Source organism: Salinisphaera sp. G21_0 (genome assembly GCF_017744115.1).
GTDB lineage: Bacteria > Pseudomonadota > Gammaproteobacteria > Pseudomonadales > Endozoicomonadaceae > Endozoicomonas.
Window position 1 is genome coordinate 1 of sequence record NZ_JAGHQW010000019.1, and the last position, 25639, is coordinate 25639.

A 25639-nucleotide genomic window follows, 5' to 3' on the forward strand; every position below is an offset into this window, starting at 1 on the left:
CGAATGCCCGGACATGAGAGGCCAGAAAATCAGCCTGGGACTGCCCCCAGCTTGCTTCGGCGTAGGTGTAGCTTGAAGCACCGAGCACGGCAACAAAGATCTGTGCTTGCCTTGCTTCACCGGTTTCGCACGCTGGCATCACTGAAAAGCTATGCTCAGAAAATGGCAACTATTTCTAACAAAGTATTCTATGAACTTGTTGGTACACCTCTCAAAAATTACCGTTGGAGTTGGGGAGCTGTCCGTCCTGATAATTCTGTTATGTTGACATGTTGGAACGAAAAGCGTCGGAAAATAAACGGCAAGACGTATGCTTTGATTCTCTGGTCCGATAAGGCTATCGAAGCTTGGCCAGAAAGTAATCAGAAATCACCTGGTATGGCTGAGCGTCGTCATCATGCCGAGATGATTACCCAGGGTGCGAAAACATATATTCGTCTTGTCAAGGGAGAGGCTGGTGTGATTGATGATGTTAATGACCGTGGCGATGTATTCATTGGTGGTGATGTATTCATTGATGAAGACGGTGCAATGCTTGTGGCTCTTGATGGTAGAATGCCCATTCGTAAACTGAAGATTTGATACTATGTTTGATATCATTGTGATTGTGTTGATAGTGTTATCTCCATTAATTATTCATCTGTTTAAACGCTGGATGACAGTTGACCCACAGAATGCATCCAGACCGAGACAGCATAAACCCCGTGAGCATGTACTGCATCAGTACGGATACGACAAATATGGGAATAGGCTAAAATAGCGGATTTTAACGACCTGTAAGAGTAACCAGTCCTCCCTCTACCTTCTCCCTCCTGACCCGGATACTTCTTGATTATTCGGGCAATTTGTCTACTTACCCTGAATACTGTGCCAATCAACCTTCGACCGTACATCCTGAGCGGGGTCGAAGGACGCTCAGGGTGAACGGAGATTTTACACATCAAACTCATCGAAATGATGTACCAGGGGCAGTGGTTATTGATCAATTTCCGGTGCCCGGGTTCGGCGAAAGGCAACGCCGTTGGCATCGAACAGATAACAATGCTCAGGTGACAGCTCGATACGTATTTTACTGCCTTCTTCCCGGCGAAGGGAGTCTTCTACCCGCACAATAAAATGCTCTCGAATGGTGTCGTGGCCCATATAGATAAATGACTCGGCACCCAGGCGCTCCAGTGCTTCAATACGTCCATCAACGGCATTGCCATTGTCGGTCTCCGCCAGGGTATGTTCCGGTCGAATCCCTAACACAACACGGGAGCCCGGATCGGCTTTGCTGGTATCGACACAGGCTTTCAGTGTTTCGCCTGTGGTCAGACGAACATGCGTCTCCTGTTCTCCATTTTTTTCAATGACGCCGTCAAAGAAGTTCATTTTGGGTGAGCCAATAAAACCGGCAACGAACAGGTTGGCCGGATGGTGATAAAGTTCCAGCGGTTTGCCCACCTGCTCAAGGTTGCTGGCCGCGCCCTGTGCCAGGGGGCTCAATACCACAATCTGATCCGCCAGGGTCATGGCTTCCACCTGATCATGGGTGACGTAGATGGAGGTGGTTTTCAGTCGGCGATGTAATCTGGCGATCTCCTGCCTCATCTGGACACGCAGGGCGACATCAAGGTTCGACAGAGGCTCATCAAACAGAAAGACCCTGGGCTGTTGCACAATGGAACGGCCAATAGCAACCCGCTGTCGTTGGCCTCCGGACATGGCTTTGGGTTTACGCTCCAGCAGTGCCTGCAGTTGCAGGATGCGGGCGGCTTCATCAACCCTCTCATCAACAACGCTTTTTTGTGCCCTGGCCAGCTTCAGGCCAAACGCCATGTTTTCGGCAACGGACATGTGGGGATAGAGGGCGTAAGACTGGAAGACCATGCCCACACGCCGCTCATTGGGTGGCCAGTCATTCACCTTCTCGCCATCAATGCTCAGCTCACCGCTGGTGATATCTTCCAGTCCACAGATCATCCTCAGCAGCGTTGACTTGCCACAACCGGATGGGCCGATGAACGCGATAAATTCACCATCACCAATGTTCAGGTTGATATCTTTCAGAGTCCAGGTTTGCCCCTGGTCATAACTTTTCGCAATGTTGACGAGTCTAACTTCTGCCATAGGACACCTTTAACAGATCGCTGCCCGCCGCCCGTTGCCCGTTGCCCGAAAAAGCCGGATTTGCTTACGCTTTTACGGGCAGCGGGAAGCAGGCGGCGGGCGGCGTTTTTTTTAACCTTTGACACCGCCCGATGTTAGTCCTCCGACGATCCAGCGCTGGCAGGCAAGGAAAATAATGGTAATGGGAAAACCGGAGAGCACAGCGGCGGCGGCAAAGTCGCCCCATAAATAGTTCTGTGGGTTCAGGTACTGCCTTGAGCCCACCGCAAGGGTGAGATTATCCATACTCTGGAGTAGCACGGATGCCACCGGGTATTCGGCAATACTGGCGATAAATGCCAGGATAAAAACAACCGCCAGAATGGGAACGGACAGCGGCAACAGCACAAAACGGAATGCCTGCCAGGGCGTTGCCCCATCAATAGCCGCTGCTTCTTCCAGAGAGTTATCGATGGTTTCAAAGTACCCTTTGATCAGCCAGATATGCAGTGCCATGCCTCCCAGGTAGGCGATTGTGACGGAACCCAGGCTATCCAGACCGAGCCAGGGGATGTAGTCACCAATCTTGTCAAACAGTGAGTAGATGGCAACAAGCGCAAGGACGGCCGGGAACATCTGCAGGATCATCATGGCTGTCAGCATCTGTTGTTTAAACCGGAACCGCAGCCGGGCAAAGGCATAGGCACCGGTTGTCGCCAGAATCAATATCAGGGCAGAGCTGGTGATGGCGACCTTGATGGAGTTCCACAGCCAGGTCAGCACCGGAAACGGTGGTTGGGTAATAGAGCCATCGGCATTCTCCCAGGGGATACCCAGTGCCAGATACCAGTGTTCAAGGCTGGGGTTTTGAGGAATCAAAGAGCCCGTGGCAAAGTTACCGGTGCGCAGGGAAACCGAGATAATCATGAAAAAAGGGAACAGGATAATCAGCAGGAAAAGCCACATCACAATACGGGCTGACCAGACCCGGTACTTCAGATTTCTTGGTTGCACCATTGCCATGACACAGTCTCCTGTATGGCTACGTAAAAGCTTTACCACAAAGGCACAAAGTCACTGAGAAGAGATGTTTCCCGTTTCCAAAGCTTCAGGATGTTGAATAAATGCATCAAAATAAGTCTGCAAAAAGCGCTTTGTGTCTTGGTGTCTTTGTGGTTCAAAAAAATGGTTCCCGGCATTACTGCAATCGTCGTGTTGCTGTCAGGTTTGCCCAGGCAATAAAGCCCACCATCAGAAAGATCGCTGTGGCAATCGCGGAGGCCAGACCGTAATCCTGGCCATAGGAGCCAAAGGCAATACGGAAGGTGTAGCTCACCAGGATATCCGTAGTTCCGGCCGGGGTAGTGGCGTGGAGCATGTCCGGAGCGCCACCGGTTAACAGGGCGATCAGAACCAGGTTGTTAAAATTAAAGGCAAAGCTGGCAATCAGTAGTGGAATCAGCGGTTTGATGATCATCGGAATGGTAATGTGGAAAAGATTCTGGATCGGTGAAGCGCCATCAATGGCCGACGCTTCATAGAGATCATCCGGAATACTTTTCAGCAGCCCGATACAGAGGATCATCATGTAGGGGTAGCCCAGCCAGGTGTTGACAATAATGACCATGGATTTGGCCAGCAGCTCATTACTGAACCATTCTGGTTTAATTCCGAAGAGCATATCCAGTAGCAGGTTGATTTCACCAAAGTTCTGGTTAAACAACCCTCTGAAAATCAGGATGGAGATAAAGGCCGGTACTGCGTAAGGCAGGATCAACAGCAACCGGTAAACACCATTCCCTTTCAGCGGCTCCCATTGCACCAGACAGGCCATTAACAGGCCGATAATCAGTGTGAAGGCAACAGAAAGCGCGGCAAAAATCACCGTCCAGGTAAAGATCTTCAGGAAAGGTCCCTGAATACCCGGATCAGTAAAGACCCGGACAAAGTTATCCCATCCCGTATAGATGGTGAAACCGGGACCCATCTGCTCGGTACCGGCTTCATTGGTGTAATACCCTGTAGCCATATCCGGATAGATGATCTCTCCCGTGCGGTTATCGACAAGGGCAAGGCTTTGTTCCGGGTATTGCCGGTCAGTGTGGTCATCGGGACGATAAATCCTGGCAATAGCCCCGAACTTTCTCAGACTGGTCATGGCCAGCTCAGTGCCATCAGGCAGAACAATATCCAGCTTCTGCAGGGTCGAACGCTTTTTGATGACGTCCCGGATAGGGAGTGCCGCTCCGGTTGGCGCATGGATGGACTCAAAGGCTTTCAGCTCCTGAGGCTGATCACTTTCGGTAAATGGCCCGGTCAGATAGTGTGCCTCACCGCCTGCAGCGCTGGTCAGCATCAGCCGGAAGCTGGGGCCTTCCTGATACATTTTGAAAGAAAACGATTCGCCGCCCGTACGGTAGGTCTTTGCCAGGTGTATAGCCCTGACCCGTTCAAGAGAAAGCAGGTGGTTGGAGCTGTAATTGGTAAAGGCGACATTGACCGTGTAAACCAGCGGAAAGACGATAAAGGTAATTATCCCCAGAAGGCTGGGGTAAACATAGCGATAGTTGTACCCTTTTCTACTGATAACCACCCATGTACCTACCGCTGCGAGAAGCAGCACGAGCATGGCAAAAGCCAGTTCTCCCTGGGCATACATCAAGGTCACACCGTATAAAAGTACCAGATCAATAACGGCAACAATACCGATCACCAGATAGGCACCGTTACTGTTGCTGGCTCTTGATGTGCTCATGGGGTGCTGGCCTCTCGACAGGAAACGGTTAGCCGATGATGCGTTTTGCCGCGTCGTTCAGGGCTTCACGGTAGTTTTGTCGGCCACTGGTAATATTGCGCAGAGCGGTCTCCATGGCAGACCAGAATTTACCCATCTCGGGAACATTTGGCATGATCAGGCCCTGTTCAACATTCTTGTACGTTGCTGCGATACGAGGGTCTTTCATCAGTTTTTTCATCAACGCCCTATTGGCTACGGCACCAAGAGGGACGTCGTTGTTCATAACGGTCAACCCCTGTTCGGTGAGCAGGTAATTCTCCAGAAACTCTTTGGCAATGGACTTGTTAGGGCTGGCATTATTAAGTGCTGCCCCCCATACGCCAACGAATGCCTTGGCCGGTTTGCCATGAAGTTTGGGCAGTGGTGCAACACCATAGTTGATTTTACTCTTATCCAGATTCGCCCAGGCCCAGGGGCCGGTGATCATCATGGCGACTTTCTGCTGGTTGAAATTGGCTTCCATCACGCCATAGTCAACGCCACGTGGCATCACGCCTTTATCGATCAGGTCGAGCAGCATCTTGGCACCTTCCATTGCGCCTTTGTCGTTTACACCGGTTTTCTTAACGTCATAGCCTTTGGCCGTTTTCTGAAAAACATAACCGCCATCTGCTGCCAGCAGTGGCATGGTGAAATAGGGTTGAACCTGATCCCACATAATCGTAATGATGCCTTTTTCATTCTTCTTGTTGGGGACTGGCTGCTGTTTCAGTTTACTGGCCAGGGGAAACATTTCTTCAAAGGTGGCAGGCGGTGTTGGCAGGATCTCTTTGTTATAAATAAGGCTGATGGCTTCCAGAGAGACAGGGTAGCCATAGATTTTGCCATTACTGGTCATGGCTTCCCAGCCAATGTTGTTCACGCCTTTTTTAAACTCTGATGATGGGCGGACAGGTGCCAGCAAACCACTTCTCGCCCATTCACCATATCGGTCATGGGCCCAGAAAATAATGTCAGGTCCGCTGCCGGAGGCTGCTGCCTGTTGAAAGCGGTCGGTAATATTTTCCGGGATTTCGACTTTAACGGTTATCTCCATGTCTTTGGTAAACTGGGCACCGACCTTGCGAATACCTTCATAGGCTTTGTCGCCACCAACCCATATCAACAGCTCGTCAGAGCTGAAGGCCGATACGCTACCGGCAAAGATCAGTGACAGTGCTGTCAGGATAGCTGGGAAAGTTTTTTTAATCAGCGAAGGGATCATTTCTGATTTCTCCGGGCAAACCAGGCTGCTTGAAAGCGGCTGGTTATTCGGGTAAGGGACGTCGTTAACAGGTTAAAAGAACCATGGTTGATTACTAAAAAACCAGTCAGGTCTTAGCCAGATGAATGAATCGAATACCGACTAATAATAATCGCTGTGTTTGAGTATGCCAGTAAGAATATCCAATACATTAATTAAGGTGATGTTTTGGTTATTAACAGTTTGTTTTTAATACTACTTTTCCGCTGCGTGGTTATATTTGAATGTCAGTTGTTATTTGATTTATATAAATCAGTTATTTGTCGTCGTTTATATTGCTTAAATTGATATAACTCTAAAAAAAAACGACAAAAGTATACCTAATCAGGGTCAGGCAACTATAACTTACTCATGGTTTTCCATTATTGCTAATGGCGCAAGGGTTAACTTTGTCTCCATGAACCGGTTCATGGTTTTTAGTTACTTCTCTCAAGCTGTTTTCTGTGACGACTCCTCTCAATAGATCAATCTGACAAGCTTGAGCTGCCACAAGAGAGTGTTTGATATGGATAGAATCAATGTAGATCTGAGTTCAGTTCGTAATATGGATACGGTTCAGATTGAACAGGGAATTCGTCGTCATCTTGAACAGTCTCTCGGGGTTGAACCCGAGGAAGCGACCCCCGGCGATTACTGGGAATCATTAAGCCTGCTGGCCAGGGAGATCAATCTGGATCGTACCAGGAATACCCGGAGGGACGAAAAAGACCAGGGAGCCCGAAGGGTTTACTACCTGTCACTTGAGTTTATGGTAGGGCGCTTGCTGGGCAATAACCTTCATAATCTGGGGATCTACCATCAGGCTGAAAAAGCCATGGCCAGTTTTGGCGTGAGCCTTGCGGATGTTCTGGAATACGAAACGGATCCGGCACTGGGTAATGGCGGGCTTGGACGACTGGCGGCCTGTTTTCTCGACTCACTGACCACTCTGAACGTTCCCGCATTTGGTTATGGCATTAATTACCGCTTTGGTCTGTTCAAGCAGGGCTTTGTCAGCGGTAAACAGGTGGAAAGCCCGGATGCCTGGCGGGAAGACAATTTTCCCTGGGGCATTGAAAAACCGAAAAGAAAACAGGTTATACGATTATACGGCAAGGTCAGGGAGGTTGATGGCAAAAAGCTGTGGGAGGATACCCAGGAAGTGCTCGGTGTTCCCTGGGACTTGCCAATAACCGGCTATAACACTGAGCGTGTTAACACCCTGCGCCTCTGGGAGGGGCGGGCGACAGAAGGGTTCGACCTGGACAGCTTTGATGCCGGTCGTTATCAGGATTCCAGGTTCCGGGAAATTCTCGCAGAAAATATCAGTCAGGTACTCTATCCAAACGACAGTCATCCGGAAGGCAAAGAGCTGCGCTTTATTCAGCAGTATTTCTTTGTTGCCTGCTCGCTGGCGGATCTTCTTGCCCGTTACAAGCGTGAGCATAAAGGCTGGGAAGAATTCACCAGTAAAGTCGTTATTCAGTTAAATGATACGCACCCGGCAATCGCTGTGCCTGAGCTGATGCGAATACTTATGGATGAAGAGGATTTTGTGTTTACCAAGGCTTTGGAAGTATGCCGCAGCGTTTTCTGCTACACCAACCATACGCTGCTGCCTGAAGCCCTGGAAACCTGGCCTCAGGGGTTGGTCGCAAGGGTTTTACCCAGACACATGCAGTTGATCTATAAACTGAACTACCACTTTCTGAATAAGGAGGTAGAAGCACGGTGGCCCGGTGACCATCAGATGAAACGTCGCCTGTCCATTATTGAAGAGCCGGCAAATCCTGCGGAACCACAAATGGTACGTATGGCATACCTGTCGGTTATTGGCAGTCATAAAGTCAATGGTGTGGCTGCTCTGCACTCAATGCTGGTGAAGGCAAATCTCTTCCCGGAATTTGACCAGCTCTGGCCTGAGAAAATTGTCAATGTCACCAATGGCGTAACCCCCAGACGCTGGCTTGCCAACTGTAACCCTGAACTTGCTGAGCTGATTGATCAGACGCTCAGCGGCGACTGGCGCAGCGATCTTGCCCAATTAAGCGAGTTAAAGACCCGGGCTGATGATCCACAGTTTCAGGAAACATTTGCCCGGATCAAACTGAACAATAAGAAACACCTGGCTGGTGTTATAGATGAGCTGTGCGGTGTCAAAGTCAATCCTGAGGCGATCTTTGATGTGCAAATCAAGCGTCTGCATGAATACAAACGGCAGCAGCTGAATCTTTTGCATATCATCGCGATTTACCGTCGTCTGCTCGAAGACCCCGACCTGGATGTACCACAACGGGTGTTTATTTTTTCAGCCAAAGCAGCGCCGGGTTATCTGGTGGCGAAAAACATTATCTATGCCATTAACCGTGTGGCTGAGCGAGTCAATAATGACCGCCGCATTCGGGACAAGCTGAAAGTGGTGTTTCTGCCCAATTACCGGGTCAGTCTGGCTGAGAAAATCATTCCTGCGGCCAATGTTTCTGAGCAGATATCCACCGCCGGTTTTGAGGCTTCAGGTACCGGGAATATGAAATTTGCCCTGAATGGTGCGTTAACCATAGGAACCCTGGATGGTGCCAATGTGGAAATTGCTGAAGAGGTGGGCGAGGACAATATCTTTATTTTCGGCAAGACGGTGGATGACGTCAGTGATCTGCGTCAGCGGGGTTATAACCCCCGGGATGTCTATCAGCACAATGAAGAACTGAAGGCGGTTATTGACTGGCTGGCATCGGGAGACCTCACTCCTGACGAGCCGGATGCCTTTCGTCCACTGGTGGAATCTCTGCTGGATTCGGACTACTTCCTGACCCTGGCTGACTACCAGTCTTACAGTGACGCCCATGACCGGATCGTTCAAGCCTGGAAGAATCCATCCCACTGGTGGCGAATGGCGATCATTAATACCGCATCCATGGGCAAGTTTTCATCGGATCGGTCCATTGTCGACTACTGTAAAACCATCTGGAATATTGATGTCTAGGATTATGGACGATGCTCTTGAAGGTATCCGGCTGGATTCTGACAGCCGGGATACCGTGCTTGATGACCTTCTGAATAGCTGCTGTGCCAGCCCCTTTGATTTGCTCGGTTGGCATCCCGCCAGAACCGGTAAAGGGTTGGTAGTCAGAGTATGGCGGCCAGACGCCATCAGTGTGGATGTTATTGATGAGGTTACCGGAAAGAGCCTGGGGCCCGCGACTGATATTGCACCGGGGCTGTTTGAGCTGCAATTTCCGGAGATCTCTCAGCCTCAGGCATATCATCTGCTGGTTACCAATGCCCAGCATCATCAGTTCAGGGCTAACGACCCTTATCAATTCTCCAGCCTCTGTCGTACAGAGCCGGTCATCCGCCACAACTGGCTGCACCATACACTGGGTGCGCACTTCCATTCCGTGACGCTGTCAGGCCATAGCTGGCAAGGCGTCATATTTCGTGTTTATGCGCCCCATGCCCGCAGTGTCAGTGTGATTGGTTCATTTAACCACTGGGATGGTCGGTTGCACCAGATGGCCGGCAGCAACAGTGGTATATGGCAGTTGTTTATTCCTGAAGTAACCGCGGGGGATCTGTATAAATTTGAGCTGAAAGACCCGAATGGTCAGCTTCTGCCCCATAAGGCGGACCCCTTTGCCTTTTATGCGGAGCAGCCACCGGGGAATGCATCCATTGTCTATGATTCCCGTAAATATCAATGGCAGAATACCGTGTGGCATCAGCGCCAGGGGTTAGATAGACCGGTCTGTATTTATGAGGTACACCTGGGCTCCTGGAAAAAAGGCAAGCGTGGGCAGCTGCTGAATTACACTGAACTGGCCGAACAACTGGTGCCTTATGTGCAAGAGATGGGGTTTACTCATGTTGAATTTCTCCCGCTTCACGAGCACCCTTTTAATGGTTCCTGGGGTTATCAGCCGGTAGGTTTATTTGCGGCAACCAGCCGCTACGGGGATCCGGATGGGTTGAAAGCCTTAATAGACCGGTTTCATGATGCAGGTATCGGGGTCATTCTTGACTGGGTTCCGGCACACTTTCCCACTGACACTCATGGCCTGGCCCACTTTGATGGCACCCATCTTTATGAATATGAAGATCCCCAAAGGGGATGGCATCCGGACTGGCAGACACATATTTATAACTACGGACGCCCGGAGGTCAGACACTTTCTGATCAGCAATGCGTTGTTCTGGTTTGAACAGTTCCATGTGGATGGTCTGCGGGTGGATGCGGTCGCTTCCATGCTCTATCTCGACTATTCAAGGGGCGCAGGCGAGTGGCAACCTAATGTTCTGGGGGGCAATGAGCACCTTGAGGCCGTCCAGTTTATCAGGGAGCTGAATGAAACCGTATACCAGCACTATCCCGATGCCATGATGATTGCTGAAGAGTCTACCAGCTGGCCGGGAGTCTCAATGCCTACTTACGACAACGGGTTGGGGTTTGGTTACAAGTGGAATATGGGGTGGATGCATGACAGCCTGAATTACCTGGCCCGCTATCCGGAGCATCGTCGTTATCACCATGATCAGATCCTGTTCAGCATGGTGTACAACGACAGTGAACACTTTATTTTACCGCTTTCCCATGATGAGGTGGTCCATGGCAAAGGCACACTGCTCAGCCGAATGCCGGGAGATGAGTGGCAGCAGTTTGCCAACCTTCGCGCTTTGTACGGCTATATGTTTGGGCATCCTGGTAAAAAATTGTTGTTTATGGGCGCGGAGCTGGGTTCCCAACGTGAATGGAATCACGATGGTCAGCTGGACTGGTTGTTACCGGAGGAAAATCAATTTTCCCGTGGTCTAACGACTATGGTCAGGCATTTGAATGCCACTTACCAGGCCTTACCTGCCTTATGGCATTTCGATTACAACCCAACGGGCTTTCAGTGGTTAATTACCGATGATGATCTTCAGTCAGTTATCGCCTTCAGTCGGCATACCGTCAATGACTCACCGGTGGTGGTCATTTGTAATTTTACCCCGGTGGTCAGGCCCCATTACCGGCTGGGAGTCCCCGGAGCCGGTGTCTGGAAAGAGGTGTTTAATTCCGACAGCCGCGAGTTTGCCGGCAGTGGTGTGTTGAATGAACTGCCCCTGGTGGCAGAGCCTGTACCAATGCATCATCAGCTGCATTCATTAGTGATGACGCTACCGCCATTAGCGACGGTTTTCTTACACCTGACCGAATAATCCATTTCTCTGGATTTGAGCAGATTGCTCATTAGGATGCGCGAATATGAGTCATGTTTTCACGCCGGATGATTATGCCATTGCGGTGGCTGAGTCCCCCGTTGGCAAATACGTTTACACCCCTTATGTAAAAAGTCTGTTTATGACACACCCGGTAAATTCTGTGCTGGACCTGCGCTGCAGCGAAGGTTTCTTTTCCCGCCTTGCCCTGGCGGCCGGGGCTGAGTATGTGGTGGGGGTGGATCAGTGTCCGGCCATGCTGGATCGGGCAATACAGTTGAATGAGTCTGCTGACCCTGGTATTGAGTACAAGCAGGCGGATCCAACAACATTGCGACTGGAGCGTTCATTTTCTGCGGTGCTGGCCTTCTGGCTGACCTGTCGCCTGGGCAGCCTTAACCATCTGAAAGAGCTGGCCGAAACCCTCTGGTATCATACGTCACCGGGCGGCTATAGTTATCTGCTGGCGCTGGATTCTGAGCGTCATTCCCGGGTGCAGGGTAATCCTCAGGCACCGGATGACTGCTATGGAAAAAAAGTGGACGCTGTGGCAAACCTGCAGGACGGTGATCCGTTTGAGCTGGCCATTCAAGTCGGGGAAACTGAGGTTCATTTTACCGATTACTGCTGGTCTACCGATACGATTGTTCAGTGCTTGCAAGAGGCTGGTTTGACCAACGTGAACGTGCTTTATCTAAACGTTTCTGAAGAAGGGCTTAAGGCCAGGGGGGGCGATTACTGGGCAGCGTATCAGGCCGATCCGTTTATTGTGGCGATTGAGGCGTTCAGGAAGTGAGGGATAGTTTTTCGGTATTACTCCATATACTCAAGAAAATCGCTCGCTACTATAGTTCGTCGTCTGCATACGTTTGATTTCAGGAAGTGCCGAGTTGTCTGCTATTGCCGTTCTTCCCAGAATGCTGGGAACCCTGTTTTATTACTCTCCAACCTCCGAAGAAGCCGGTAGCGTTATTGCCGAACTGGCTGAGCTGCCTGCTCTGCTGGACTGGCAGAATCCTTCTGTTATTGAAGCTGCTGCTGCACAGCTGTGTTCTGTGGATATAGCGGAATTGACCTATCAATTTTCCCTGTTGTTTGAGGGGCAGGGCTCTATGCCAGCGCCGCCCTGGGGATCGGTTTATCTGGACCGGGAGAATTTGCTGCTGGGTGAAACGGCGCAGGCTTATCGCCAGTTTCTGCGGGCAAACCAGGTGGAACTGGATACCGATTTGAATGAGCCGGAAGATCAGTTTGGCCTGATGATTCTGGCCATGGCTTACTTTATGGAAACGGAGAATGACGATGCGGTGGTGGAATTGCTTGGCACCCATCTGCTGCCATGGTCTGGCCGTTATCTGGAATTGCTGGCAGAGGCGGATGAGAGCGGCTTTTACCGTGCGCTGGCGGTGGTGGCTGGTGAATTCCTGAAGGAAGTCTCTGCAGCGTATGATGTAATGGCGGAACCCCGTCAGTTATATCGATAAGCTTTTTGCACCGCAATATACATTAAGGCTGTCGTACAAGCACTTGAACCACAAAGGCACAAAGACACAAAGTTTTTATGGGCTTGCCTGAGCTACGCACGGCAAACAATAAAGGCTTCCTTTGTGCCTTCGTGTCTTTGCCGTGAAAGAAAAATTGCCACGGAGACACAGAGGCACGGAGACAAGATAAAGTTTTACCTCTGTGTCTCCGTGCCTCCGTGGCAAATCTTTCATACCAGAGGAGAGGGTGACGAACAATCGTCATGAGTATTTGTGGTGCAAAAAACTGGCTAATTCACAGCCTGTTGTTTCATCACCTGCAGCAGTGCCTGAACCGGGTGTGGAATCTTGCCATCACCATAACGTTTCACCTGGCTGCGACAGGAATAACCGGTAGCCACCAGCCTGCCACTGTGTTCAGGGTTCTGCACAACGTCCTTCCAGCTCATATCGTAGAGCTTTCTTGAGGTTTCCTGATTACGGGTCTCATGGCCGTAGATGCCCGCCATGCCACAACAGCCGGTGGCTTTATAGGTGAGTTTAAGGCCCAGGTCACTGAATAACTGTTGCCATTGAGCAGGAGCTGCGGGGACATTGGAGATTTCTGTGCAGTGGCCCAGTAGCACAAAGTCTTCGCTTTTGTTGGAAAGAGCCGTGCTGGCAAGGTTTAATTGCAACTGACGTATTGTTTCTGACTGTTTGGCAAACCATTCGGACAGGAGCAGTACTTCCGGGGATCTGTCGCCCATCACTTCCCGGTACTCATCCCGATAGGTCAGGGTAACCGCCGCATCAATGCCCACCAGGCTGATGCCGCTGTCGGCCAGTGCTTTCAGCTCCTCACCATTGGTTCTGGCGATTTTTTCAAACCGACCCAGGAAGCCATAGACATGGAGTACTTTTCCATTGGGGCGGTAAGGGGCAATCAATGGGCGGTAGCCAAGACGAATCAGCAGCTCAACCAGGTCGGTCAGCAGCGGTGTTTCAAAGAAGCTGGTAAAGGCATCCTGAATAATAATGACGGTTTTATCCCGTTCACTATCGGGGATGGCATCCAGCAACGTGCGGTTGGCAATGGCCGCACCGGAACGACAGCAGTCGTTAACCGGCGATGAACTGGTAATCGCCGGAATATCCTGCAGACCAATGGTTTTGCTGGCAAGGGTATTGGCCACTGACCAGCCCATAACCAGATTGTAAGCCGGTTTGATCCTGGCGAGTACCGGCAGCATTGGTTCCAGTAAACCGGCCACATGGTGTTTGACCGGTCTCGGGTAGCGGCCATGATAAAGTTCAAAGTAACGGGAGCGCAGGTCGGGCACATTGACCTGAATCGGGCATTGCCCGGCACAGGACTTACAGCTCATGCAGTTATCCAGAGCTCCATACACCTGATGACTGAAGTCCTCTTCACCCCGCCATTTGTTCACCAGGTTTATCAGTTTCTGACCACCGTTGTAGAGTGGGCCCGCCTGACGGATCTTATGGCTTTCGCCAGCTATGTCGGCTCCAGCGGCGGTTTGTAACCGCAGCCATTCCCGCACCAGACCAGAGCGGCCTTTCGGGGATTGCGTCCGGTCATAGGTGGCTTTCCAGGTGGGGCACATGGCGCTGTTGGGGTTGTAATTAAAGCAGGCACCGTTGCCGTTGCAGTACAAACTGCTGGTAAACGCGGCAAAGGCATTGCGCTCAATTTCCCGGTCCTGCTGGCCTCGGGTGGGCACTTCATCAATCTTCAGCAGCTGAACCGGTTCGGTGGCGGGGGTGGCAATCTTGCCGGGGTTTAACTGGTTGTAGGGATCAAATACGCCTTTAATTTCCTGCAGCACCGGGTAGAGGTCGGCGAAGAAGTCCGGTGCGTATTCCGAACGGATTCCTTTACCGTGCTCGCCCCAGAGCACACCACCATAACTTCTGGCCAGGGCGGCCACGTCATCACTGATTAACCGGACCAGTTTCTCCTGTTCCGGGTCTTTCATATCGATGGCCGGGCGAACATGGAGAACACCGGCATCCACATGCCCGAACATGCCATAGGAAAGGTGGTGACTGTCCAGTAGTGCCCGGAAAGCCTGAATAAAGTCAGCGAGATTTTCCGGGGGAACGGCCACATCTTCCACAAAGGGTATAGGGCGTGCGTCGCCTTTCATATTGCCCAGCAGCCCGACAGCCTGCTTGCGCATGTTCCAGATTTTTTTAACATTGCCGGTGCCTTTCACGACGCTGTGACCGGCACGCCAGATACTGACCGGTTCTTCCAGTACGGCTGTCAGGCGATCGATACCCTGCTGAATCTGCGTTTCATTGTCGCCGGTAAACTCGACAAAGTTGATGCCGTCAATATCATCACTCTGCCCGGGAAAGAAGTCTTTGACGCTTTCCCAGACACTGTCAGCCTTTGCCAGCCCAAGCACACGGGAGTCGATGGTTTCAATGGAATCTGGCACAGCGGACATCAGTGTCTGGGCATCCTGCAGCGAGTCCTGGAAACTTTTGTAGAAAACCAGCACCAGGGCAGAGTGTTTGGGAATAGGCAGCAGGTTAACTTTAATCTCACTGATGATGGCCAGGGTTCCTTCGGAACCGCAGAGAATGGCATTCAGATCATGCTGGTTATCTTTATTGACAATATTGGCCAGGTCATAGCCGGTCAGGTTTCGATTCAGGTGAGGGAATACGTCAGACACCTGTTGTTTATGTTCGCGGTGGGTCTTTTTCAGGGTGTTATAAATCTTGCCAATGCGATCCTGTCGTTGACACAGTTGCTCAAGTTGATCGTTATCGACTGGTGAGGAGTTCCATACCGTGCCATCGGCAAGCACAGAGGTCAGTTCAAGTACATGGTGCCGGGTTTTGCCATACACCACAGAACCCTGACCGCTGGCATCGGTATTCACCATGCCGCCCACGGTTGCCCGGTTGCTGGTGGAGAGTTCCGGGGCAAAGAACAGGCCTTCTTTAGCGGCCAGCTCGTTCAGGTAGTCTTTGACCACGCCGGATTGAACCCTGGCCCAGCGCTCTCTGGTATTGATCTCCAGCACCTGGTGCATATAACGACTGGTGTCCACCATAAAACCAGACGTCAGCGACTGACCATTGGTGCCGGTACCACCACCACGGGGAGACACGACGATCTGATGGAACGCCGGTTTATTGGCCAGGGTGAGAATCCTGCTGATGTCTGCCGTTGAGCGAGGGTAGAGTACTCCCTCTGGCAGTACCTGATAGATCGAATTGTCTGTTGCCAGAACGGTCCGGTCGGCATAGCCCAGCTCAATATCCCCGCTAAAGCCAGCAGAGGCCAGTTCACGGGCAAAGTGGCTATACAAGGTGTTTGTTGTTTTCTGATCCAGCCTGCTGATCACAGCTTTACTCCCCATCAATCCCGTGGGGTATTGTACGTAAAGCAGGGAAAGTAGGGAACAAAAGGTGGTGGGTTTGGGGTTTGCTCTGGCAAGTTTTGTTTTCTGAAGTCGCTTCCCGCTTCCCGCACAAGCACATGCAGTCTGTCTTTTTCGGGCAGCGGGCAGCACTTATTGCAATATGACCGTTCCTACGCCAACGCCTCCTGAAGAACCTGCAGGTCAGGCTCTGCAAATGGCAAAGCCAACGCTTTCTGCTGAGCCTGCTCAGACATTTTTTTCCAGGTTTTCTGCACAATGGCGATCACCTTGTCCCTGGGGTGTTTGGCGGCAAAGGCCGAAAAGTCCCGGGTTAAAAAGACCAGGCAGGCACAGTCTTCCAGCGTCTGGGTGTCGGCATTTCGCTTGATGCCCTGCTTGCGGATAATCGTTGACGCTTGTGCACAGCTTGCTTCTGAATAACCGTTTCTGGCCATGATTTCACCGGCTTTTCGGGCATGCAGTTTGCCCAGTTCGGTGCGCCACTTCAGGTAGCCGGTGCGTCCTTCAGGGTATTCTGAACGGGGGATTTCCCAGCGGCAGAGGTGCTGACTGCGAACGGCGATCTGCAACTCCTCAGAAGCATCCGGAGCCAGCTGTTGTAACCAGTGGGTCATTTGCCGGGCGTAGCTTAATTCTGCCGGGGTATCATCAATGACGCTTGGGTCCATCTGGTGAAGCTGGTCAATGGCGGCCAATGTTTCTGCAAGCCTGGTCATAAACTGCGATCTCATTTTAAAAATAGTTATGTCGCACTTTTTACTTGATTTGCCAGTGGATTTCGACTGGTATTTGTGATTCTACTCAACTGGATAGTCGGGTTAAAAAGGATGAGTAAAGAAAAGTCCCCGAGGGTTGCCATGGTGGTTGGTGCGACCGGTGCCACCGGGCAGGTGTTGATGCAATACTTGCTGGAGCGAAGCCACTACTCTGAGGTCGTTGTTCTGCACTACCGGACGACACAATGGGCTGGCCACGCCAAAGTCAGGGAGGTGGTGCTGAGCCTGGATCAGTTACAGGATCTGGATTTAACCGTTGACGTCTTGTTCTGTTGTCTTGGTACTACCATAAAAAAGGCTGGCTCAAAGCCAGCCTTTGCCAAAGTTGATCGTGACTATGTTCTGGCACTTGGTCAGTGGGCAGTGGACCATGGACAGCCGTCGTTTCATCTGATCAGTGCTTATGGGGCAGATAAGGGGGCTCTGGGCTTTTATATGAAGGTGAAAGGTGAGGCGGAGAGTGGGCTGAAAGCACTGGGGCTTCGCTCTCTGGCTATTTACCAGCCGTCATTGCTGCATGGCAGGCGAGATGAGTTCCGGCTGATGGAGTCTGTTGGATTTTATCTGCTGTCGCTGTTAGGCAGCCTGCCGGTTTCCGGTTTGAAAGTACTTCGTCCCACCCGGATTACAGCACTGGCAACATTGATGTACCAGCAGTCATTACTGGATGTGTCCGGTTTGCAGGTGTTCCGCCCTTCCGATATTGCTGTCTGTGAATAAGTAGTTAACCAAATGAAATCGTATATTTCTGACTTAGTGGACAGCCACTCTGCTGCGTTACAACTCCGGTCACATAGCTAAGGCTATGCTCCCTGCGTTGTGCCTTGCATAGTAACTGCCCACTAAGCCAGAAATATACGATTCCATTTGGTTCACTACTTAATAGCGAGGCTGCATTGCACACACCGATGGTATTACCTGAAGACTATTACCTGACCAATTTTCAGCGGCTGCTTGGTTTTGTTGAGCAGCAGTATGCTGATTTATTGAGTTGCCGCGAAACCGCTTTTCTCAACACTTTCCGACGGCTGGAGGAGGATGCACAGAAACTCTATGTGCGGCTGGTGGGGCGCAAAGGCCCGATGTTTCGGTGGGATAAACTCAACTATCCGGAAATTGCCTCCATTGAATTGGCGGTTAATGAATTGGTCGGTACGGGTCTTATGCAGGTTAACCCGCCGCTGGATCTGGTTGCGGTGTCCGATCTTATGACCAAAAGTGAGTTACTGTGCTGTTTTCCTGACCAGCTTGGCCCTTACCGAAGCGAACGAAAGCAGGCTTTGGTAAACCGGTTGGTTGATAGCGGTAAACCATGCCCTGACCTGCCATTTACCATACTTCAACCTCTGTGCCGGGAAGAACTGAGAACCTTATTGTTCCTGTTCTTTGGTAACCTCAGTCAGGATTTGACGGAGTTTGTACTTCAGGACCTGGGATTGAATCGTTTTGAAAGCTATCCGCTAAACTCCCGGTTATTTGACAGCCGGGAGGAGCTGGAGCAGGGATTGAGCCTGTCGCTGCTCTGGCAGGAAGTTGCCCGGGACAATAAGAAGCTTGACCTTGATGAGTTGCAAGCCCTGGCCGCTAAGTTACCACCGTCGTCTGATTTCAGCCATCCGACCCTTAAGCGACGTTATGCCCGGCTGGTGAATGCCATTGCCCGTGATCTGGAAAGGCAAGGTGCTTTGCGGGAGGCAGTCGCCAGTTTTCAGCAGTCGTATTTGCCCCCATCCCGGGAACGGCGGGCTCGCATTTTGGCCAAACTCAATGATACGGCTGGCGCTTTGGCACTTTGTGAAGAGATACAGGCTTCACCAGCCAGCAGCCTGGAGATGGCCTTTGCCCATCGGTTTGCCAAAACCCTGAAGGGTGAGAAGCGCAGGCGGCAAACCGCACCGTTTAACCAACGGACTCTTGAGCTGAATGACAATGGGCAGCGGGTTGAATTTCAGGTGCAGGCGCATTTCAAAGATCAGGGTTGGCAGGTGTTTTATGTGGAAAATGCCCTGATCAATGGGCTTGCTGGCCTGTGGTTCTGGGATATTATTTTTGCCGACCGGGAGGGGGCGTTCTTCCATCCGTTTCAGAGTGGACCAGCAGACTTGATGACTCCGGATTTTTATCGGAGCTGTAAGGATCTGATTCATCACCGGCTGGCAGAAATGTCTGAAAGCAATCTTCTGGATACTCTGCTGGCAACCTATAACGGGAAGCAGGGGATCAGCAATCGTCTGGTTATCTGGCCAGCACTCAGTCCGGGGCTGATTACCCTGGCCGTATCGTTGATACCGATAGAACAACTGCGTGCCATGTTTCAACGACTGATGTTTGATATTGCCCACAACCGAACCGGGTTTCCGGACCTGATCCTGTTTGATCCGGCAAATAACCGGTACCAGTGGCTGGAGGTTAAGGGGCCGGGAGACAGGCTGCAGGAAAACCAGAAATTGTGGTTGGCTTTTTTTCAGGAAAACGGGATTCCAGCGGAGGTGGTGTATGTCAGATGGGCAGCGGACAGAACGCAGCTCAATATAAAGTAGCGAATATCGTACTTCCCTTAGGAACTGCCCTGAAATAACTTCCACCAAGAAAGAATTTTGCCACGGAGACACGGAGGCACAGAGAAAAAAAATCTTTCTTCCGTGACTCCGTGGCAAAAAAGAGGAAGTTATTCCAGGACAATTCCTCATTTTTTTTTGGTGTCAATTGTGACCAAACAGCCAGCAAGCTCAGGGAGTTTGAGAAGATACCGATTTCTAAAACGCTTCAATTCTATTTGATTTGCTACAATTAAGCGACAGCTGATGATTGAGGAGGTTGATCATGGTTATAAAAACTGGTCACGACAGTCCTGTTGCATTTGAAACCGATCTCTCCGCCGATTTGCTCAGCAAAGCCAGAGCGCTGCATGTGGATGTCCACGCAGTGATTCAACGAGCGGTGGCGGCACAAGCGAATCTTGCAGATATTGAACGACAGATTGCTCTTGTCTGTGAACAGCAGAGCAGTCTGGTTTATCACCATTTGATCGACAATTACCCCTTGAAAGAGGTGGGCATCAGGGATTGTTACCGAAAGAGCAAGTAGTATTTTCAGCATATCCAGCACCTGATTCAGTCACGGTATATACGCTGTCAGGTCTTTTTTTACATCGAGTGTTACCCGGGTTTGATTCGCCGATCATTTAACGGTCAAGGGGCGTTCATTTCTTGTCAGACTGCAGAGACCACACGGGCAGCGTGTGTACACTGAACCAAGGGATCAGGTGATGTTGCCTGTTCTCTGGCGCTACCCGGTTAGATGTCTACTCTCTCCCTTTCTACACGGTGGGGTCGTTTGCTATGTCCATTTTTGCGCAATTTCAGCAACGGTATGAGGCAGTTCAGCAGGAAGAGCTGAGCCTGCTGGACTACCTGAAGCTCTGTAAAGAGGATCCTTCGGCCTACGCCAATGCAGCTGAGCGCTGCTGAAGGCCATCGGTGAGCCGGAAGTGATTGATACCGCCCGTGATCCGCGACTGAGCAGGATTTTCTCCAATAAGTTGATCAAACGTTACCCGGAGTTCAAAGAGTTTTATGGCATGGAAGAGGCCATTGAACAGCTGGTCTCTTATTTCAAACACGCGGCTCAGGGCCTGGAAGAGAAAAAACAGATCCTTTACCTGCTTGGTCCCGTAGGGGGTGGCAAGTCCTCCCTGGCCGAAAAACTGAAGCAGCTGATGGAAAAGGTGCCGTTTTATGCCATCAAGGGGTCGCCGGTGTTTGAATCGCCGTTGGGACTGTTCAACCCTGAAGAGGATGGGGCCATTCTTAGTGAGGAATACGGCATTCCCGGTCGCTATCTCAGCTACATCATGTCCCCCTGGGCGGTCAAGCGCCTGAACGAGTTTGGTGGCGACCTTACTCAGTTCCGGGTGGTCAAGCTCTACCCAAGCAGGCTGAACCAGATTGCCATTGCCAAAACCGAACCCGGTGATGAAAACAACCAGGACATTTCCAGCCTGGTGGGCAAGGTGGATATCCGCCAGCTGGAAGAGTATGCCCAGGATGACCCCGACGCCTACAGTTTTTCAGGGGCGTTGTGCCGGGCCAACCAGGGCATCATGGAATTCGTGGAGATGTTCAAGGCACCCATCAAAGTGCTGCACCCATTGCTGACCGCCACCCAGGAGGGCAATTACAACAGCACCGAAGGGCTGGGGGCCATTCCGTATGAGGGGATTCTGCTGGCGCACTCCAATGAGTCTGAGTGGCAGTCCTTCCGGAACAACAAGACCAATGAAGCCTTCATCGACCGGGTCAACATTGTCAAGGTGCCCTATTGCATCCGGGTCAGTGAGGAGGTGCATATTTACCAGAAATTGCTGGAACACAGCTCGCTCAAAGCGGCACCCTGTGCCCCGGATACGCTCAAGATGTTGGCCCAGTTCACGGTGCTTTCCCGCATCAGGGAGCCGGAGAACTCTTCTATCTACTCCAAGATGAAAGTATACGACGGTGAAAACCTGAAGGACACCGACCCCAAGGCCAAGCCGTTGCAGGAATACCGGGATATGGCCGGGGTGGATGAAGGTATGAACGGGCTTTCCACCCGGTTCGCCTTCAAAATCCTGTCCAAGGTATTCAACTTCGATCCAACCGAGGTGGCGGCCAACCCGGTGCATCTGCTTTATATATTGGAGCAACAGATTGAGCAGCAACAGTTTCCGGAAGAGGTTCATGACCGTTACCTTGCTTTTATTAAAGAGTACCTGACGCCCAAGTACATTGAGTTTCTCGGCAAGGAGATCCAGACTGCTTACCTGGAGTCTTACTCAGAATACGGCCAGAACATCTTTGACCGGTACATCACCTACGCTGACTTCTGGATTCAGGACCAGGAGTACCGTGACCCGGACACCGGGCACATTCTGGACCGGGGTGCCTTGAGCGAAGAGCTGGAAAAAATCGAAAAACCGGCAGGCATCGCCAATCCCAAGGATTTCCGCAACGAAGTGGTCAACTTTGTACTGCGGGCCCGGGCCAACCTCGATGGCAAAAACCCCAGCTGGTTAAGCTACGAGAAGATGCGCACCGTCATTGAGAGGAAAATGTTCTCCAATACTGAAGACCTGTTGCCGGTCATCTCCTTCAATGCCAAGGGTTCGCAGGAGGACCAGCGCAAGCACGCAGACTTCGTTTCCCGTATGGTGGTTCACGGTTATACCGAGAAACAGGTGCGCCTGCTGTCGGAATGGTACATCCGGGTCCGGAAGTCCCAATGATCCGGTACTGACCGGTCCGTCCTACTGCGGGCCCATCTCCAGCCCCACGACCGGGGTTGATCTACCGAGCTGCAGCTATCGGGAGAGCGTTCATCATGAGCCTCATCATCGACCGGCGTCTCAATGGAAAAAAGAAGAGCACCGTGAACCGGCAGCGTTTTCTGAAGCGCTATCGGCATCATGTCAAAGCCGCCGTCCAGGATGCCATTGACCAGCGTTCCATCACCGACGTTGACAGTGGCAGTGATATCACTATCCCCAGAAAAGACCTCAGTGAGCCGTTTTTTCACCACGGGCAGGGGGGGGCATCACGGCCATGTTCATCCCGGCAATCACGAGTTTCACCGTGGTGATCGCATTCAGCGGCCACCGGGTGGCGGAGGGCAGGGCAGCGGTGACGGGCAGGCCAGCGACAGGGGCGAAGGGGCGGATGAGTTTGTCTTCCAGATCAACCGGGACGAGTTCCTGGAATACCTGTTTGATGATCTGGAGCTGCCCAACCTGCTGCGAAAAGAACTGAAAGACAGCACCGACTATCAACTCAAACGGGCAGGGTTTACCACTGCCGGCTCCCCGGACCGGCTGAATATCGTGCGCTCGCTGCGGGCTGCCCATGCCCGTCGCATAGCCCTGTCCGGTAAAGACCGAAAAGTGATCCGAACCCTCAAGCGACAGCTCAGGGAAATGGAAGTGAGCCCGGATCCTGTCGATCAGCAGCAGGCCACCCTCCTCCGGGAAGAGATCAAGTTGCTCAACAAGAAACTCAAACGGCTGCCGTTTATTGACGACTTTGACCTGCGCTTCAATAACATGACCAGGGTACCCCTGCCCTCCAGCAAGGCGGTGATGTTTTGTGTTATGGATGTCTCCGGGTCCATGACCCAGGAGATCAAGGACATGGCCAAGCGTTTCTTCCTGTTGCTCTACCTGTTCCTGGAGCGCAACTACGAGGCCGTGGAGGTGGTCTTTATCCGGCACCATAGTGAAGCGCGGGAGTGTGATGAGCACGACTTCTTCTACGCCCGGGAAACCGGGGGCACCATTGTCTCAAAAGCCCTGCTGCTTACCCACGACATCATTCAACAGCGATACCCGCCCGGCCAGTGGAACATCTACATCGCCCAGGCCTCTGACGGAGATAACTGGGGCGAAGACTCCAGCACCTGCACCAACATCATCCTGGACAAGCTGTTGCCAGTTTGCCAGTACTTCGCCTACGTGGAGATTACCGACCGGCATCACCAGAACCTCTGGTACGAGTACGCAACCATTGCCGAATCCTACCCGGATCACTTTGCCATGCAGCACATCCACAGCTATCTGGATATCTACCCCACCTTCCGGCGTCTCTTTGAAAAAAAGGAGGGTTCCCATGTTGGCCGCTGAAGCGCCGGAAAGGCATACCGTCCGGCGAGAAAAACCGCTGTCCACCGGGTCCGAATGGACGTTCGAACTGCTGGACCTTTACGACCGGGAGTTTGCCCGGTTGGCGGATAAATTCCGGCTGGACACCTACCCCAACCAGATTGAAGTGATCAGCTCCGAGCAGATGCTGGACGCCTACTCATCGGTGGGGATGCCCCTGATGTACAACCACTGGAGTTATGGCAAAACCTTTCTCAACAATCAGCAGAACTACCAGCGGGGACGGATGGGGCTGGCTTACGAGATCGTGATCAACTCCAACCCCTGCATTGCCTACCTGATGGAAGAGAACACCATGCCCATGCAGGCCCTGGTGATCGCCCACGCCTGCTACGGCCACAACTCCTTTTTTAAGGGCAACTACCTGTTCAGACAGTGGACGGACGCCAGCGCCATCATTGACTACCTGCTGTTTGCCAAGCACTACATCGCCCGGTGCGAAGAGAAGCACGGCGTTTCGGTGGTGGAAGCGATACTGGATGCCTGCCATGCGCTGATGAATCAGGGCGTCAATCGCTATATCCGCCCCGCTCCGGTCTCGGCAGAGCAGGAACAGGCGCGTTCGCGGGAGCGTGAAGCGTATATCCAGCGCAACCTGAACGACCTCTGGCGCACCATCCCGGTGAGCGAGCCACCACAGTCACGCCAGGATGAACGGTTTCCGAAAGACCCGGAAGAGAATCTGCTCTACTTCATCGAAAAGAATGCGCCGCTGCTGGAGACTTGGCAGCGGGAGATTATCCGCATCGTGCGTAAAGTGGCGCAGTATTTCTATCCGCAACGACAAACCCAGGTCATGAACGAGGGCTGGGCAACGTTCTGGCACTACCACCTGATGCATGAGATGTATGATGAAGGGTTGATCACCGAAGGATTTATTCTGGAATTCCTGCATTCACACTCCAGTGTCGTGTTTCAGCCGGCCTTTGATGATCCGCGGTACAGCGGGATTAACCCCTATACTCTTGGCTTTAACATCTTCCGGGACATTCGCAGGATCTGCGAACAGCCCACGGAAGAGGACCGTGAATGGTTCCCCGACCTGGCGGGCAGTGACTGGCTGGACGCCGTGCACTTTGCCATGCAGAACTTCAAGGACGAGGGATTCATTCTTCAGTACCTGTCCCCCAGGGTCATGCGGGACATGCGCTTGTTCAGCATCGACGACAACGACATCAACCCCTACCTGGAAGTGGATGCCATCCATGACGAGCAGGGCTATCGGCAGTTGCGGGAAAACCTGGCTGCCCTATACAACCTGGGCAACCGGGAACCCAACATACAGGTCTACAACGTGGATGTCCGGGGCGATCGCTCGTTGACCCTGCGCCATTACCTGCACCAGCGACGTCCGCTGGATCGAGACAGCACGCATGAACTTTTGAAGCATCTGCATCGCCTGTGGGGATTTGATGTCAAACTGGACTCGGTAGACCAGGATAACATCATCCATTACACCTTCAGCACGGAAAGCACCAGCGAAAGGAAAGAACAGGTTCAGGTTACGTCGAAAAAGCGGGTCAACCCCTAGGAGGCTGTCCGAGAATAGCGCCCGTAGCGAGGATGGCAGAAAATTGAGGATAAAAAGTCGGAAATTTTTAGTGAATAGTGGTTCTATTTGCTAAAAATTTCCGACTTTTTAGACCAATTTGCTGCCACCGCAGTAGGGCAGCCTATTCTCGGTCAGCCTCCTAGCGCCCATAAGCAGAAAGCGCCGTAGCAAGTGGATGGGTGCCAGGTGCAGGTTAAACCGGGGCCTGGTGCTCCAACGCAAATGCCCATGGTGCGTGAAAATGTTTTGCGCCACCCTCTGGGATGAAAAATCGTTAAGCAAAATATTTTCACGGCAAAGCCGGGGATTTCCAGCTGAGCTACTGGCCAATCTGTTTTAATTTTCGTATTTGGATGTCCAGAAAGCATCATTTGGATGTCCAGAAAGCATCATTGGGATGTCCAGAAAGCATCATCCGGAAGCCAAAAGT

17 protein-coding genes and 1 pseudogene are annotated in these 25639 nt (G+C 51.8%); 12 read left to right on the forward strand and 6 right to left on the reverse strand.

The annotated features are described in order from the left end of the window. Positions 1–162 precede the first annotated feature (162 nt). Positions 163–582 (forward strand): hypothetical protein, encoded by a 420-nt coding sequence (locus J7439_RS10480; RefSeq protein WP_209201765.1) that lies wholly within the window; start codon positions 163–165, stop codon positions 580–582. 393 nt (positions 583–975) lie between these two features. On the opposite strand, the gene J7439_RS10485 is transcribed toward J7439_RS10480, so the two are convergent. The 4 genes from J7439_RS10485 to malE all read right to left on the reverse strand — a co-directional run bounded on the left by J7439_RS10485 (position 976) and on the right by malE (position 6092). Next, entirely contained in the window at positions 976–2112 is a 1137-nt protein-coding gene (locus J7439_RS10485) for an ABC transporter ATP-binding protein (RefSeq protein WP_209201766.1), read from the reverse strand. Between the two features lie 111 nt (positions 2113–2223). Continuing rightward, positions 2224–3114 carry a maltose ABC transporter permease MalG gene (malG, locus tag J7439_RS10490; RefSeq protein WP_209201767.1) on the reverse strand — a complete coding sequence of 297 codons (891 nt, stop codon included), beginning with the start codon at positions 3112–3114 and terminating at the stop codon, positions 2224–2226. 175 nt (positions 3115–3289) lie between these two features. Continuing rightward, positions 3290–4846 (reverse strand): maltose ABC transporter permease MalF, encoded by a 1557-nt coding sequence (gene malF / locus J7439_RS10495; protein ID WP_209201768.1) that lies wholly within the window; start codon positions 4844–4846, stop codon positions 3290–3292. A gap of 28 nt (positions 4847–4874) precedes the next feature. Then, complete coding sequence (gene malE, locus J7439_RS10500) at positions 4875–6092, reverse strand: maltose/maltodextrin ABC transporter substrate-binding protein MalE (RefSeq protein ID WP_209201769.1); 1218 nt, start codon at positions 6090–6092, stop codon at positions 4875–4877. 544 nt (positions 6093–6636) lie between these two features. Here malE and J7439_RS10505 point away from each other — a divergent pair. The 4 genes from J7439_RS10505 (at position 6637) to dmsD (ending at position 12789) form a co-directional block, all read left to right on the forward strand. Next, positions 6637–9093, forward strand: coding sequence for a glycogen/starch/alpha-glucan phosphorylase (locus J7439_RS10505; protein ID WP_209201770.1), 2457 nt, complete (start codon positions 6637–6639; stop codon positions 9091–9093). Between the two features lie 4 nt (positions 9094–9097). Further along, complete coding sequence (gene glgB, locus J7439_RS10510; RefSeq protein WP_209201832.1) at positions 9098–11305, forward strand: 1,4-alpha-glucan branching protein GlgB; 2208 nt, start codon at positions 9098–9100, stop codon at positions 11303–11305. A gap of 46 nt (positions 11306–11351) precedes the next feature. Next, a complete protein-coding gene (locus J7439_RS10515) occupies positions 11352–12101 on the forward strand; it encodes a class I SAM-dependent methyltransferase (RefSeq protein ID WP_209201771.1) in 750 nt (249 codons plus the stop codon). A 94-nt stretch (positions 12102–12195) separates the two neighbouring features. Then, on the forward strand, positions 12196–12789 hold the full coding sequence (gene dmsD / locus J7439_RS10520; protein ID WP_209201772.1) for a Tat proofreading chaperone DmsD: 594 nt from the start codon (positions 12196–12198) through the stop codon (positions 12787–12789). 290 nt (positions 12790–13079) lie between these two features. Here the strand turns inward: dmsD and ydiJ are convergent, their stop codons facing one another. Next, the gene (gene ydiJ / locus J7439_RS10525; protein WP_209201773.1) at positions 13080–16154 is read right to left on the reverse strand and encodes a D-2-hydroxyglutarate dehydrogenase YdiJ; all 3075 of its coding nucleotides are present in this window, start codon (positions 16152–16154) and stop codon (positions 13080–13082) included. Positions 16155–16342: 188 nt separating this feature from the next. Next, the gene (locus J7439_RS10530) at positions 16343–16909 is read right to left on the reverse strand and encodes a DUF4202 domain-containing protein (protein WP_209201774.1); all 567 of its coding nucleotides are present in this window, start codon (positions 16907–16909) and stop codon (positions 16343–16345) included. Between the two features lie 111 nt (positions 16910–17020). Between J7439_RS10530 and J7439_RS10535 the strand changes: the two genes are divergently transcribed. From J7439_RS10535 to J7439_RS10560, 7 genes and pseudogenes are all read left to right on the forward strand, one after another. Continuing rightward, positions 17021–17689, forward strand: a complete 669-nt coding sequence (locus tag J7439_RS10535) for a Rossmann-fold NAD(P)-binding domain-containing protein (RefSeq protein WP_209201775.1) — start codon at positions 17021–17023, stop codon at positions 17687–17689. Between the two features lie 104 nt (positions 17690–17793). After that, positions 17794–19509 (forward strand): VRR-NUC domain-containing protein, encoded by a 1716-nt coding sequence (locus tag J7439_RS10540; protein ID WP_209201776.1) that lies wholly within the window; start codon positions 17794–17796, stop codon positions 19507–19509. A gap of 283 nt (positions 19510–19792) precedes the next feature. Then, positions 19793–20056, forward strand: a complete 264-nt coding sequence (locus J7439_RS10545; protein ID WP_209201777.1) for a hypothetical protein — start codon at positions 19793–19795, stop codon at positions 20054–20056. 254 nt (positions 20057–20310) lie between these two features. Further along, positions 20311–22232 (forward strand): annotated as a pseudogene (locus J7439_RS10550) (PrkA family serine protein kinase). A gap of 95 nt (positions 22233–22327) precedes the next feature. Further along, positions 22328–22585 (forward strand): DUF444 family protein, encoded by a 258-nt coding sequence (locus tag J7439_RS27080; protein ID WP_353623041.1) that lies wholly within the window; start codon positions 22328–22330, stop codon positions 22583–22585. After that, the gene (locus J7439_RS10555; RefSeq protein ID WP_353623042.1) at positions 22506–23618 is read left to right on the forward strand and encodes a YeaH/YhbH family protein; all 1113 of its coding nucleotides are present in this window, start codon (positions 22506–22508) and stop codon (positions 23616–23618) included. Before J7439_RS27080 ends, J7439_RS10555 begins: the two co-directional genes overlap by 80 nt. Then, positions 23605–25188 (forward strand): SpoVR family protein, encoded by a 1584-nt coding sequence (locus tag J7439_RS10560; protein ID WP_209201778.1) that lies wholly within the window; start codon positions 23605–23607, stop codon positions 25186–25188. Before J7439_RS10555 ends, J7439_RS10560 begins: the two co-directional genes overlap by 14 nt. The last annotated feature ends 451 nt before the right edge of the window (positions 25189–25639 follow it).